Here is a 12,894-nt window from a genome sequence, read left to right as displayed (position 1 = left end):
GCGCCGTCTCGTGCCTCCCGGCCTCTCAGCGGCACCCGCACGAGGCGAGAGTCGCTACAAATCGGTCCAACGCCGCTCGGGCCTCGGTGGTTCCCGCGCCGGCGACCATACCGGCGAAGACGAGCAGCCGCCCGTTGTCGTCGACGACGCTGCCCGCGAGGGCGTTGGCGCCGGTCAGCGTGCCCGTCTTGGCCCGGGCCCGGCCGGCTGCGTCGGAGTTGCCGCCCGTGAAGCGCTCGTCCAGGGTGCCGGTGAGGCCGCCGATGGGCAGGCCGTCGAGGGCCCGGCGCAGCACCGGGTGCTGGCCGTCGTAGCCGAGCACGAGGATGCGGGTGAGCAGGTCGGCCCGCACCCGGTTCTCACGGGAGAGCCCGCTCGCGTCGCGCAGCACGACCCCCCGCGTGTCGAGTCCGAGCGCGGTGACCTGCGAGACCACCCACGCCCCCGTGTCGGCGAAGGTCGTGCCTCCCCCGGAGCGGAAGGCGGCCTGCCGGGCGAGGATCTCGGTGAGCGCGTTGTCGGAGTCGGTGAGCGCGAGGGCGAGCTGGTCGCGGACCGGTGCGGAGACGATGCGTCCGAGCACCTCGCTTTGTCCGGTCGTGGGCGCCGCCGTGGGGCTCGGCGTGGGGGCGGCCGTGGGGCTCGGCGTGGGGGTGGCGGGTGGCGGTGTCGTCGCGGACGGACGCTCCCGTGGGGCGAGGGTCACATCGATCCCGCGACTCTCGAGCTGGCGCGCGAAGAGGTCACGCACGGCGGCGACGGGGTCGGCCGGACCGACCCGGCCGCCGGTGGCCCGCTGGCTCGAGAGGCCGAGCATCGCCACGGCCCCGGTGATGCCGGACGGGCGGAAGCCCGAGTCCCACGTGGGCGCCACCCCCGGGCCGTAGGCGTAGGACTCGTCGACGGCGAGGGTCACGGCGTCGACGCCGGCCTTCTCGAGTGCTGTGCTCACCTGGTCCGAGAGGTCGGCGAGCCCGGCGCGCCCGGCCACCCGGTCGGAGTCGCCCTTGCCGGGGTTGATGAGGGAGTCGCCCCCGGCGACGAGCACGATCTCCCTGTCCGACGCGCCGCGGCGCACCACGGTCTCGAGCGTGGCGTCGGCGGCGAAGGCCTGGCCCACGGCGGCCGCCGACAGGATCTTGGTCGTCGAGGCCGGGATGCGCAGCTGCGAGCCGTTGTCGTCGAAGAGCACCTGCCCGGTCTGCCCGTCTCGCACCACGAGGGCCGAGTCGGCGAGCGCCGGCAGGCTGACGACCCCGCGCAGCGCCCTCGTCACGCCGTCGGGGGTCGGGGCCTGCGCGTCACCAGCGAGCGGGGGCAGCGGCTCGCCCACCGAGGTCGACGGCGTGGGCTGGGGCACGACGGGGAGGGTCCGGGTGCCCGGGGTCTCCGTGGGTGGAGGCGGCGGCGCGGCGGCCAGGGTCAGCACACCCGGGGCTGCGTCGGCGACGTCGAGCACGGCATACCCCAGCAGGAGGGTGATGACCGACAGGACGGTGGCCATCGTGTAGGTGAGCCCGCGGATCGGGGGGCCGGGGTCGCTCGACGGCGTCACCATGCCCACCCCCGTCCGTCGTTGTTTCGCGCAAGGACGCACCTTGCTGCCACACTGTCGCGGACGATTCTGTCAGCCGTGGCCGTGTGCTCCCGCATGCGAGCGGCGCCGACGAGTCGCCGCGAGCCACCTGTGGCCACCCGGAGCCACCCCGGAGCCACCCGAAGCACCCGAGAAGGGACAGACGTGGAGTTCGACGTCACCATCGAGATCCCGCGCGGACAGCGCAACAAGTACGAGGTCGACCACGCGACGGGCCGCATCCGGCTCGACCGCTACCTCTTCACCCCGATGGCCTACCCGGCGGACTACGGCTACATCGAGGACTCCCTCGGTGAGGACGGCGACCCGCTGGACGCCCTCGTGCTGCTGCCCGAGCCGCTCTTCCCCGGGGTGGTCGTCGAGGCCCGCCCGGTCGGCATCTTCCACATGGTCGACGACGCCGGCGGCGACGACAAGGTGCTCTGCGTCCCGGTCGACCCGCGCACGGCGCACATCCAGGACCTCGGCGACGTCAGCGAGTTCACGCTCAAGGAGATCCAGCACTTCTTCGAGCGCTACAAGGACCTCGAGCCCGGCAAGTTCGTCAAGGGCTCCGACTGGGGCGGCCGCGCCGCCGCCGAGAAGATCATCCGCGAGGCGCTGGAGCGCGCCAAGGAGCAGGGCAGCTCGACCGCCCGCTGGGCGATGCCCGAGGGTCACTGAGGGTCACTGACCGACCGCTCAGGTATGCCGTCCGGCTGCCTCACGAGAGCCCCGTCACCACGCTGGTGGCGGGGCTCCGTCGTGCCACGTGGGGCAGGTCTGGCAGCACCAGCATCGCGGCAAGTGCCGGCTGCTTCCTCGACAGGCACTGGGGCTGTGGCCCTCGCGGGGTGGGCGCTGAGATGACTGCCGACGCCTCCGGGACGCCCGACGGTGTTGCGCGGTCAGGTGGATGTCGCAACTTGCCTCACGCAGCCGTCGCGGGTGCATGAGCATCGCGGAACCGTCTGTCGACGGCCAAAACACCACGAACCCACCCGGCGACCAGTGAGGGCACCCCGATGCAACTGACACTCTTGAGGTCCTTCATCCCTGTGGCGCTACTCGCTGTGGTGGGCGCGGCTTGTCCACCCACGGCCTCTGCGGCGGGACTGGACTCACCGGCCTCCGTGAACTCGCACAGACTCCAGGCCTCGCGTGCTCCCGGGACCCTCGGCCCGGTGACGCCGCCGGCGTCAGCGGTTGCCGCTTCCGACACGTCTGCGGTGGCTGCAACCGGCCAGCCCGGCACGGTCGCCAGCCTCAACCCCGCCCGCATCCTCGACACCCGCACCGGCCTCGGAGCACCCAAGCAACCCGTCGCCGCCGGCACCAGCATCGCCGTGCAGGTCACCGGCCGCGGCGGCGTCCCCGCCACCGGCGTCTCCGCAGTGGTCGTCAACGTCACCGCCACCCGACCCACCGCCAGCGGCCACGTCATCGCCTACCCCGACAACACCACCCGGCCGACCACCTCCAACCTCAACTTCGTCGCCGGCCAGACCATCCCCAACCTCGTCATCGTCCCCGTCGGCAGCAACGGCAAGATCCGCCTCTACAACGCCAGCGGCTCCACCGACCTGCTCGCCGACGTCTCCGGCTACGTCCGCGCCGGAACCAGCACTCAGCCCGGCACGGTCGCCAGCCTCAACCCCGCCCGCATCCTCGACACCCGCACCGGCCTCGGAGCACCCAAGCAACCCGTCGCCGCCGGCACCAGCATCGCCGTGCAGGTCACCGGCCGCGGCGGCGTCCCCGCCACCGGCGTCTCCGCAGTGGTCGTCAACGTCACCGCCACCCGACCCACCGCCAGCGGCCACGTCATCGCCTACCCCGACAACACCACCCGGCCGACCACCTCCAACCTCAACTTCGTCGCCGGCCAGACCATCCCCAACCTCGTCATCGTCCCCGTCGGCAGCAACGGCAAGATCCGCCTCTACAACGCCAGCGGCTCCACCGACCTGCTCGCCGACGTCTCCGGCTACGTCCGCGCCGGAACCAGCACTCAGCCCGGCACGGTCGCCAGCCTCAACCCCGCCCGCATCCTCGACACCCGCACCGGCCTCGGAGCACCCAAGCAACCCGTCGCCGCCGGCACCAGCATCGCCGTGCAGGTCACCGGCCGCGGCGGCGTCCCCGCCACCGGCGTCTCCGCAGTGGTCGTCAACGTCACCGCCACCCGACCCACCGCCAGCGGCCACGTCATCGCCTACCCCGACAACACCACCCGGCCGACCACCTCCAACCTCAACTTCGTCGCCGGCCAGACCATCCCCAACCTCGTCATCGTCCCCGTCGGCAGCACCGGCAAGATCCGCCTCTACAACGCCAACGGCTCCACCGACCTGCTCGCCGACGTCTCCGGCTACGTCCGCGCCATCGGCATCACCCCGACCTCCCTACCGACCGGCAAGGTGGGCCTGAACTACATGGCCGCTCTGGTCGCGACGGGCGGAACCGAGCCCTACACCTGGAGTGCCTCGGGCCTCCCGTCGACTCTCACCCTCGAGCCGGGCGGCACGATCTCGGGAGTTCCCACTGCAACCTCGACCTCGACCGTCGCAATCCACGTGACCGACGCCACCGGATCGACCGCTGCACAGTCGGCGACACTGGTCGTGGACGTCGGTCTCCCGTCCCAGTGCACCGGCGCCGCCGGCTGCGTGGACACCAAGAGCCAACCCCGTACGGTGCAGGTGCCGGCCGAACGCATCGGCGAGATAGCAACCGACGTGGAGGGCAACGCGGTCTCCGTGCGACTGACCGGCGCACCCCCAGCCATCGATGACGTGCTCGTCCTCGCGCCCAACGAGAGGTTTCCCTCCGGTGCGATCGTGGTGGTCACGGGGGCCAGCGCCCAGCCCGACGGCACCACGGCGGTGGATGTCGTTCCCGGCACCTTCGCCGATGCCTACCACGAGGGCGCTGTGAGCGTGAGCGGCACCCTCGATTCCGACGACATCGAGCCGCCGCAGCCTCCCCTTGCACCGGATCACGCGAGCGTTCTGCTGGGCGAGGCCGCCAAGCTGCAGAAGGCCACGACCCAGCGCTCCACCCTGGCGTCCGGAGTGGACGTGACGTCAGCGTCGAGCATCGAATGTGACGACCCGACCATCACGACCGACCTCTACGGACTCTCCGTCGACCCCTCGTTGACCCCGACCTTGGCCGCGCTGTGGAAGCACCCGCTGTTCGGAGGAGGGGGCATCTACGTCGGCACAGGCGGGCTCGAGCTCTTCCAGTTCGACCTCGACGGCGAGGTGAAGGTCAACCTCGGTGCTGCCATCTCCGCCGCCGGCACGTGCACGCTGACGTTGCCACCCATCCGGAAAGCGTTCCCGGCCGGAAACACCGGTGCGATCGTCCTCGACATCAGCCCAACGGTGACTCTCATCGCCACGGGCCAGGCAGACGTGCGCGCGACGGTGACCTTGCGCTGCGGCATGGAATACCGCTGGAGCAGCGGGCAGGAGAGTCGTGTCGCCTACTGCCACGGGAGTTCCACACCGCTTCAGGCCTCCGCTTCGTCCGGTGTGGATGTGACAGCGACCGGCGCCTTGGACACCAAGCTGACGTGGAACGGCATCGCGGGCTTGACGGGTAACCTCACCGGGGCGGCTCACGCCGGCTACCACCCCCTGTCCACGCCGGTGGGGGTGATCGACGCCAAGCTCACGGGCTCGATGGGGGCCTGCCTTGCCTGTTACTGGAAGGGTTCGCCAGCGCACGTGACTCTCGTGACGGGGACGATCTTCAGCAAGGTCCTCGCCACGTGGGGAACGGTGCCCAGCGCCCCGTCATCCACTCCCCCCAGCATCACGACCACGAGTCTCAACGCAGGAACACTCGGAGCGCCCTACGCCCAGCGCCTTCGCACCGCTGACAACCGTCAAGGAGCCTGGAGCCTGTCGACGGGTGAGCTGCCACCAGGCCTCTCGCTCGTCGATGACTGGATCGTCGGCAAACCCACCGCGCTGTGGGGGAACGCATCCTTCACCATCCTGTTCACCGACGGCCGTGGCCTGACGGACACCCAGTCGCTGACCCTGCCCGTGGTCGCCGGTGCATCGGGCGGCGGAGCGATCGCCGCGGACGCCTACTGCAACGCCAACGTCATCGCGGCCAACGACGACGGCAGTTCGGAGGCCCTCTTGCTGCCCTTCGATGTCCGACTCGGGTCGACGCTGTACTCCACCGCGTACGTTGGGAACAACGGCTACGTGACCTTCGACGGCCCCCAGGGGACATACACCCCGTTCCCTCTCGCGGGTTCCGGTTCGCCGATCATCGCCCCGTACTTCGCCGACGTCGACACCCGCGCGGCAGGCTCGCCTCTCGTCACCTTCGGCATCTCTCCCGACAACAAGACGCTCTGCGTGAACTGGCTTGGCGTTGGTTACTTCGCCGAGCACATGGACAAGACCATCGACGTGCAACTCCTTCTCACGAGCCGTGCCGAACTGGGCGCTGGCGACATCGACGTGACGTTCAACTACGGCCACGTCGGCTGGGAGACCGGGGATGCCAGCGACGGCGCTGGAGGAATCGGAGGGGTGAGCGCCCGTGCGGGCTGGGGCGACGCCGACGGAAACGGCGGGGAGCTTCCCGGATCCGGGGTCAGCGGGGCCCTTCTCGACGGCGGATCATCGGCCCTCGTCTCGGGGAGCCGCGGTGGCGCGACCCCGGGTCGATACCTGTTCGCCTTCCGAACCGGCACGCCGTGACGAACCGGAGCGGCCAGACGCCCGCCGTCCGGATCGCTGACCACGTCCGCGGCCGGGCGAGGCCGGGCGAGGCCGGGCGAGGCCGGGCAGGGGCAGTGAGCCAGCGGCGATCAGTCTGCGGATCAGTCTGCGTCGGCGGTTGCCAGGGCGACACCAGGTGCCGACTGATCCGCCGACTGATCGTCAGACCCATCCCGCAGGTCCGACGTCCGCGCTTCGGTCGCCGACCGACGACCGGGGCGGAGCACGACCGCGGCGATGAGCAGAGCCAGGAGCGTGAACGTCGCCGAGGCAAGGAACGCCGGCTCGACGCCGGGCACGAACTGGCCCGGGACCGCCTGCGACGCATAGACGCTGACGATCGCGGCGAGACCGACGGCGCCGCCGAGCTGCTGCGCGGTCTGGAGCAGGCCCGACACCGTGCCTGCCTGCTTCGGGTCGACGCCGCCGAGCACGACCACCGTCACCGGCATGAAGACGAGCGCCGCCGAGACGCCATTGAGCACGAGGGCGCCGAGGAGGTGGGCGGCATACGTGCTCGTGGCCGTGATGCTGCTCAGCCACACGAAGCTGGCGGTGAGCCCGATGGTCCCGACGAGCAGCAGGGGCCGTGGCCCGACCTGGGCGACGAGGCGCGCGGTGACCCGCGACGTCGCGAAGATCGCGAGGCTGAGCGGCAGGAACGCGGCGCCGGTGGCGATGGGGCTGAAGCCGAGGACGAGCTGGAGATACTGCGTGACGAGGAAGAACGTCGAGAACTGGGCTCCCACGACGAGTGCCATGAGCACCAGTGCGCCGCCCCGCGAGCGCTCTTGGACGAGGCCGAGCGGCAGCAGGGGCGAGGCGACGCGTCGCTCGGTGCGCACGAAGAGCGCCAGCAGGAGCAGCCCGAGGCCGAACGAGGCGAGCGTGAGCGGCGCGCTCCAGCCGCGGTCGGCGGCGCTGATGAAGCCGTGCACGACGGCGACCGATCCGAGCGTCGCGGTGACGGCACCGACGACGTCGAAGCGTCCGCGCATGCGGGGCGTCTCGGTGACGAACCGTCGGGCGAGCACGAGCACGACGATGCCGATCGGCACGTTGACGAAGAGGGTCCAGTGCCAGCTGACGAGATCGGTGAGGACGCCGCCGAGGAGCAGACCGATGGACGCGCCGGCCGACGAGACCGCCGTGAAGAGGGCCAGTCCGCGGTTGCGAGCGGCCTCGTTCGAGGCGCTCGTCGTCACGAGAGCGAGGACGCTGGGCGCGGCGAGCGCAGCCCCCACGCCCTGCAGCGTGCGGGCGGCGATGAGCCAGGCCGGCGTCGTCGCGAGGCCGCCGAGCAGGCTCGCGACGGTGAAGATGCCGAGCCCGATCTCGAAGCTGCGCAGACGACCGAGGACATCGCCGAGGCGACCGCCGAGGAGCAGTAGGCCGCCGAAGGCGAGGGTGTAGGCGTTGAGCACCCACGACAGGCCGGCGGGTGTGAAGCCGAGGTCGGTCTGGATGTGCGGGAGTGCGACGTTCACGACGGTGGCGTCGAGCACGAGCATGAGCTGGGCGACGAGCACGACGCCGAGCCCGATGGAGGCCCGGCGAGCGGCGCGGCCTCGGGCGCCCGCTGTCGGCGTCGGTGACGCGACGGCCGCTGCGGTGACTGACGAAGGTGTGGTGCTGGTCGACATCTCTGGCCTCAGGGTTCGTCGTGCTGGGACTGGTAGAGCGCCACCTCGCCGGTGAGGGTCTCGCGGGCCATGGGCGTGAAGGAGGTGGGGCGCGCGGCGGCGGGGCGCGGGCGCGGCACGAGGGGGGCGCGGTGGGTCGTCGCGAGGTGCGACATGTGGACGCGCAGGGCCTGTCGGGTGGGGCGGATCGTCGTGGTCATGGTGGCCGGACTCCTCTGTGGCGACGGCTGGCTGTACGATTAACGGAGAGCCACTCCGGTTCTGCTGGAACGACTATACGGAGACTCTCTCCGCTTTTGCAAGGAGCATGTCTGTGACGCCCGCCGAGGTCGGTCAGGCGACGCGAGAGACGTCGCCGGGATCCGTTGCTGCCCAAGACGATTCAACACCCGCGGCACCACCCGCCGGACTCGGGACGTTGGGCAGGCCGATGCGCGCCGACGCCCGTCGCAACTACGACAAGATCCTTGCCACCGCGCGCATCGTCTTCACCGAGCGCGGCACCGACGCCTCGCTCGACGAGATCGCCAAGCGCGCCGGCGTGGGCCCGGGCACCCTCTATCGCCACTTCCCCACCCGCGAGGCGCTCGTCGACGCCCTCATGCAGGACTGGACCGACCGGGTCTCCGCTGACGCAGACGCGGCCATCGCCGCGGACCTGCCCGCCCGCGAGATGCTCTCTGCCTGGTTCGAGCACTTCATCGAGCACATCACGCTGCACCGCGGCGCCGCGAGCAAGATCGCCGCCGCCATGGACGACCCCGCCTCGCCGATGTATCGCAAGTGCCGGGTCATGGCCGACGCCAACCGGCGCGTCATCGACCACCTCGACGCCCGGGGCGAGCTGCGCCCGTCCGTCGACCCTGTCAACGTCATGCGCCTCGTCAGCGGGGTCGCCACCGTCGCCGACTCGAGCTGCACCGAGCTCGACGTGACCCCGATGCTCGACGTCGTCGTCGACGGGCTCGTCGTCGCGGACTGAGCGTTCCCGGCAGGGCGTTACAGGCAGGATGGGGCCCATGGACCTGCGCATCTTCACCGAGCCCCAGCAGGGCGCCACCTACGACGACCTCCTCGCGGTCGCCCGCGCGGCCGAGGACCTCGGCTTCAGCGGCTTCTTCCGCTCCGACCACTACCTGCACATGGGTGGCGACGGCGGCCCCGGCCCCACTGACGCCTGGACGTCGCTCGCGGGACTGGCGCGCGACACGACCACCATCCGCTTGGGCACCCTCGTCACGTCGGCGACCTTCCGCCTCCCCGGGCCGCTCGCGATCCAGGTGGCGGGCGTCGACCAGATGAGTGGCGGACGGGTCGAGCTGGGGCTCGGCGCGGGCTGGTTCGAGGCCGAGCACACGGCCTACGGCATCCCCTTCCCGCCGCTCGGCGAGCGCTTCGACCGACTCGAGGAGCAGCTCGCCGTCATCACCGGGCTGTGGGCGACCAAGCCGGGAGAAACCTTCAGCCACAAGGGCGCCCACTACCCCGTGGTCGACTCCCCCGCGCTCGCGAAACCGGTGCAGGAGGGCGGCGTCCCCATCATCGTCGGAGGCGGCGGCAAACGGCGCACCCCCGCGCTCGCGGTGCGGTATGCCGCCGAGTTCAATGCCGCCTTCGTCTCCCCCGCCGACTCGGGCCGGCTCTTCGAGCGAGTCCGCGAGATGGCGAGCGAGGACGGACGTGACCCCTCGACGCTGACCCTCTCGGCGGCGCAGGTCGTCTGCCTCGGCAACGACGAGGCGACGCTCGGCCGGCGCGCCGCTGCCATCGGGCGCGACCTCGACGAGCTGCGCGCGAACGGCCTTGCCGGGTCGGCCGACGAGGTCGTCGACCGGATCGGCGCCTTCGCCGAGGTCGGCACCGAGCGCCTCTACCTCCAGGTTCTCGACCTGTCGGATCTCGACCACCTTGCCGACATCGCCGACGGGGTCCTGCGCCAGCTCGCCTGACCGTGGGCACTCGACTGCGCCCGTCGCGTCGAGAAGTGAGCACTCGACCTTTCCCCTCGTCGAGTGCTCCTTTCCTCACGCGAGATCGGGGTATGCCGGGTGGCGGGGTCCTCAGTGGAAGGTGACGGAGCGGCCGGCGCGCATCGCGGCATACGCCTCGGGGTCGGCCTCGAGAGCGGCGCGCCGCGCCTTGTGGCGCCAGCGCACGATCTGCACGATGCCGAGCGCCCACACGGGATACTGCACGGTCATCGCGAGCCGGAATGCCTCCACGTCCCAGGTCGACGGCCCGGCAGGGGCGACCCGGTCGAGCACGACACCGACGAGCGCGACGGCGGCCAGCGTGGCCATGAAGCCGCCGGTGTTGACGATGCCCGAGGCGCTGCCGATGCGCGTCGGGGGGTTGAAGGTGCGGGCCACGTCGAAGCCGATCATCGAGCCGGGGCCACCGACGGCGATGAGCACGACGAGGGCGACGAGCAGCCACAGCGGCGCGCGCCCCGGCCAGAGCAGCACCGTCGTCCACGCCGTGATGGCCGCGCCGACGATCCACAGCACCAAGGTGCTGCGCGAGAACGGGAAACGCGCCGTCAGGGTGCCGATGACCGGGCTGGACACGATCGCCGTGACGACCATGAGCGAGAGCATCACGCTTGCCTGCGCGCTCGAGAGCCCCTGCCCCGAGATGAGGAAGGGGAAGCCCCACAGCATCGTGAACATGTTGGCCGAGAACTGCGACGTGAAGTGCGACCACAGCCCGAGCCGGGTGCCGGGCACGAGCCATGCCGCGCGCAGCGTGCGGCCGAGCGCCCGGAGCCGCAGCTCGTCACGGTGCTGGTCGACCCACGGGCTGTCCTTGACGACGAGCACGAGCGCGATGCCCGTCACGACCCCGAAGGAGGCCGCGACGGCATACGAGGGCGTCCAGCCGAAGGCGTGCAGCGCGGCGGCGAGGGGGCCAGCAGCGGCGAGCGCGCCGAGCTGACCGAGCAGGCCCGTGAACTGGGTGACCAGCGGCGTGCGCCGCGGCGAGAACCACAGCGCCGCGAGCCGAAGCACCGAGATGAAGATCATCGCGTCGCCCATGCCGAGCAGCACCCGGCACAGCAGCGCGAGGGCGTAGGAGTCGACGAAGGCGAACGCCAGCTGCGCACCGGTCAGCAGCGTGAGCCCGACGCCGAGCATCCGCTTGGACCCGTAGCGGTCGAGCAGCGCACCGACGGGCAGCTGCATGACGGCATAGACGAGGACCTGCAGGATCGTGAAGGTCGACAGCTGGGCCGACGTGATGCCGAAGCGCTCCGCGGCCTCGAGGCCGGCCACACCGAGCGAGGTGCGGTGGAAGACCGCGAGGACGTAGACCGAGATGGCCGCGCCCCAGACCGCCCAGGCCCGGCGGCCGTCGAGGGGGTAGCGCAGGCTCGCGGCCCCGCTCATCCGCTCACCCCTCACTCACCCCGTCACTCGGTCACCGGTCACCCGGTCAGTTGGCGCCCACCATCGGGATCGACGGCTTGGGCGCCTTGGGCACGCAGTCGACGATCGCCTTGGCGACGGTCTTGCTCATGTCGGGCTGGAACACGCTGGGGATAATGTAGTTGGGGTTGAGCTGCTCGTCGGTCACGACCGAGGCGATGGCGTCGGCGGCCTTGATGAGCATCTCGGTCGTCACGTCGGTGGCTCGCGCGTCGAGCAGGCCGCGGAAGACGCCGGGGAAGGCCAGCACGTTGTTGATCTGGTTGGGGTAGTCGCTGCGCCCCGACGCGACGACCGTCGCGCGTTGCGTCGCCTCGTAGATGTCGACCTCGGGGTCGGGGTTGGCGAGCGCGAAGACGATGCGCTTGTCGGCCATCTCGTCGATCCACTCCGGCTCGAGGATTCGTGGGGCGCTCACGCCGATGAAGACGTCGGCGCCCTGGAGTCCGTCGCGCAGCGTGCCGGTGAGGCCGCGCGGGTTGGTCTTGTCGGCGAGCTCGCGCCACGCCGGCGTGAGCGACTCGTCGGCCTTGTTGAGCAGCCCGTGACGGTCGGAGACGGTGACGTCGACCGCGCCGGCGGCCAGCAGCAGCTGCACGATGGCCGACCCGGCGGCCCCGCCGCCCGAGACGATGATCTTGGCGTCGGGCAGCTTGGTGTCGATGCAGCGCAGGGCGTTCTTGAGCGCCGCGAGCACGACGATGGCCGTGCCGTGCTGGTCGTCGTGGAAGACGGGGATCGAGAGACGCTCACGCAGCTTGGCCTCGACCTCGAAGCAGCGCGGGGCGGCGATGTCCTCGAGGTTGATGCCGCCGAAGCCGGGGGCGATGAGCTCGACGGTGCGCACGATCTCGTCGACGTCGGTCGTGTCGATGCAGATGGGCCACGCGTCGATGTCGGCGAAGCGCTTGAAGAGGGCGGCCTTGCCCTCCATGACGGGCAGCGCCGCCATCGGGCCGATGTTGCCGAGGCCGAGCACGGCGGAGCCGTCGGTGACGACGGCGACCGAGTTGCCCTTGATCGTCAGGCGCGGCACGTCCTCGGGGTGCTCGAAGAGGGCCTGGCTGACCCGGCCGACGCCGGGCGTGTAGGCCATCGCGAGGTCCTGGCGGTTGCGCAGGTTGACCTTGCTCTCGACGCTGATCTTGCCGCCGAGGTGCATGAGGAAGACGCGGTCGGACACCTTGTGCACGCGCACGCCCTCGAGCGTCTCGACGGCGGCGACGACCTCGGTGGAGTGCTCGGCGTTCGAGGCGGAGCAGGTGAGGTCGATGACGAGCCGGTCGGGGTGCGAGTCGACGATGTCGAGAGCCGTCGTGATGCCGCCGCTCTCGGCGACCTTGACGGCGAGCGCGCCGATCACGGCTGGGTCGGTGCCCGCGTGGATCCGCATCGTGATCGAGTAGGACGCGGTGGTGGCACGGGCTCGTTGTATCGACTCAGTCACCGCGCAATCGTCCCACGATCCGAGAAACGCCTCGGACCTCGTCCCGAAGACC

9 protein-coding genes are annotated in these 12,894 nt (G+C 71.1%); 4 read left to right on the top strand and 5 right to left on the bottom strand.

Features of this window, described 5'->3' with window-relative positions:
• Window positions 1–25 precede the first annotated feature (25 nt).
• The gene (locus LG278_RS04775) at window positions 26–1,558 is read right to left on the bottom strand and encodes a D-alanyl-D-alanine carboxypeptidase/D-alanyl-D-alanine-endopeptidase (RefSeq protein WP_404391463.1); all 1,533 of its coding nucleotides are present in this window, start codon (window positions 1,556–1,558) and stop codon (window positions 26–28) included.
• Between the two features lie 183 nt (window positions 1,559–1,741).
• Here LG278_RS04775 and LG278_RS04770 point away from each other — a divergent pair, with 183 nt between their 5' ends.
• Window positions 1,742–2,260, top strand: coding sequence for an inorganic diphosphatase (locus LG278_RS04770; protein ID WP_404391461.1), 519 nt, complete (start codon window positions 1,742–1,744; stop codon window positions 2,258–2,260).
• A 545-nt stretch (window positions 2,261–2,805) separates the two neighbouring features.
• On the top strand, window positions 2,806–6,306 hold the full coding sequence (locus tag LG278_RS04765; protein WP_404391459.1) for a nidogen-like domain-containing protein: 3,501 nt from the start codon (window positions 2,806–2,808) through the stop codon (window positions 6,304–6,306).
• A gap of 122 nt (window positions 6,307–6,428) precedes the next feature.
• Here LG278_RS04765 and LG278_RS04760 read toward each other — a convergent pair whose 3' ends face one another.
• Window positions 6,429–7,970 (bottom strand): MFS transporter, encoded by a 1,542-nt coding sequence (locus LG278_RS04760; RefSeq protein WP_404391457.1) that lies wholly within the window; start codon window positions 7,968–7,970, stop codon window positions 6,429–6,431.
• A gap of 8 nt (window positions 7,971–7,978) precedes the next feature.
• Window positions 7,979–8,170, bottom strand: coding sequence for a hypothetical protein (locus LG278_RS04755; RefSeq protein WP_404391455.1), 192 nt, complete (start codon window positions 8,168–8,170; stop codon window positions 7,979–7,981).
• A gap of 230 nt (window positions 8,171–8,400) precedes the next feature.
• On the opposite strand from LG278_RS04755, the gene LG278_RS04750 reads away from it, so the two are divergent.
• Together LG278_RS04750 and LG278_RS04745 are read left to right on the top strand one after the other, a co-directional pair.
• A complete protein-coding gene (locus tag LG278_RS04750) occupies window positions 8,401–8,952 on the top strand; it encodes a TetR/AcrR family transcriptional regulator (RefSeq protein WP_404391453.1) in 552 nt (183 codons plus the stop codon).
• A gap of 37 nt (window positions 8,953–8,989) precedes the next feature.
• Window positions 8,990–9,919, top strand: coding sequence for an LLM class F420-dependent oxidoreductase (locus LG278_RS04745; protein WP_404391451.1), 930 nt, complete (start codon window positions 8,990–8,992; stop codon window positions 9,917–9,919).
• 111 nt (window positions 9,920–10,030) lie between these two features.
• Here the strand turns inward: LG278_RS04745 and LG278_RS04740 are convergent, their stop codons facing one another.
• Complete coding sequence (locus LG278_RS04740; protein WP_404391449.1) at window positions 10,031–11,356, bottom strand: nitrate/nitrite transporter; 1,326 nt, start codon at window positions 11,354–11,356, stop codon at window positions 10,031–10,033.
• A 46-nt stretch (window positions 11,357–11,402) separates the two neighbouring features.
• Window positions 11,403–12,842: an NAD-dependent malic enzyme gene (locus LG278_RS04735; RefSeq protein ID WP_404391447.1), complete on the bottom strand. Its 1,440-nt coding sequence runs from the start codon at window positions 12,840–12,842 to the stop codon at window positions 11,403–11,405.
• Window positions 12,843–12,894: the final 52 nt, after the last annotated feature.

Origin of the sequence: Humibacillus xanthopallidus, assembly GCF_044793955.1 — a bacterium.
Lineage (GTDB): Bacteria > Actinomycetota > Actinomycetes > Actinomycetales > Dermatophilaceae > Humibacillus > Humibacillus xanthopallidus_C.
Note: the sequence above shows the minus strand (reverse complement) of the source record. Positions and strands in the feature narration are given on the sequence as shown.

Coding starts and splice junctions, on each gene's coding strand:
- LG278_RS04775 (WP_404391463.1), bottom strand. CDS start 1,558: ATGGTGACGCCGTCGAGCGACCCCGGCCCCCCGATCCGCGGGCTCACC.
- LG278_RS04760 (WP_404391457.1), bottom strand. CDS start 7,970: ATGTCGACCAGCACCACACCTTCGTCAGTCACCGCAGCGGCCGTCGCG.
- LG278_RS04755 (WP_404391455.1), bottom strand. CDS start 8,170: ATGACCACGACGATCCGCCCCACCCGACAGGCCCTGCGCGTCCACATG.
- LG278_RS04750 (WP_404391453.1), top strand. CDS start 8,401: ATGCGCGCCGACGCCCGTCGCAACTACGACAAGATCCTTGCCACCGCG.
- LG278_RS04745 (WP_404391451.1), top strand. CDS start 8,990: ATGGACCTGCGCATCTTCACCGAGCCCCAGCAGGGCGCCACCTACGAC.
- LG278_RS04740 (WP_404391449.1), bottom strand. CDS start 11,356: ATGAGCGGGGCCGCGAGCCTGCGCTACCCCCTCGACGGCCGCCGGGCC.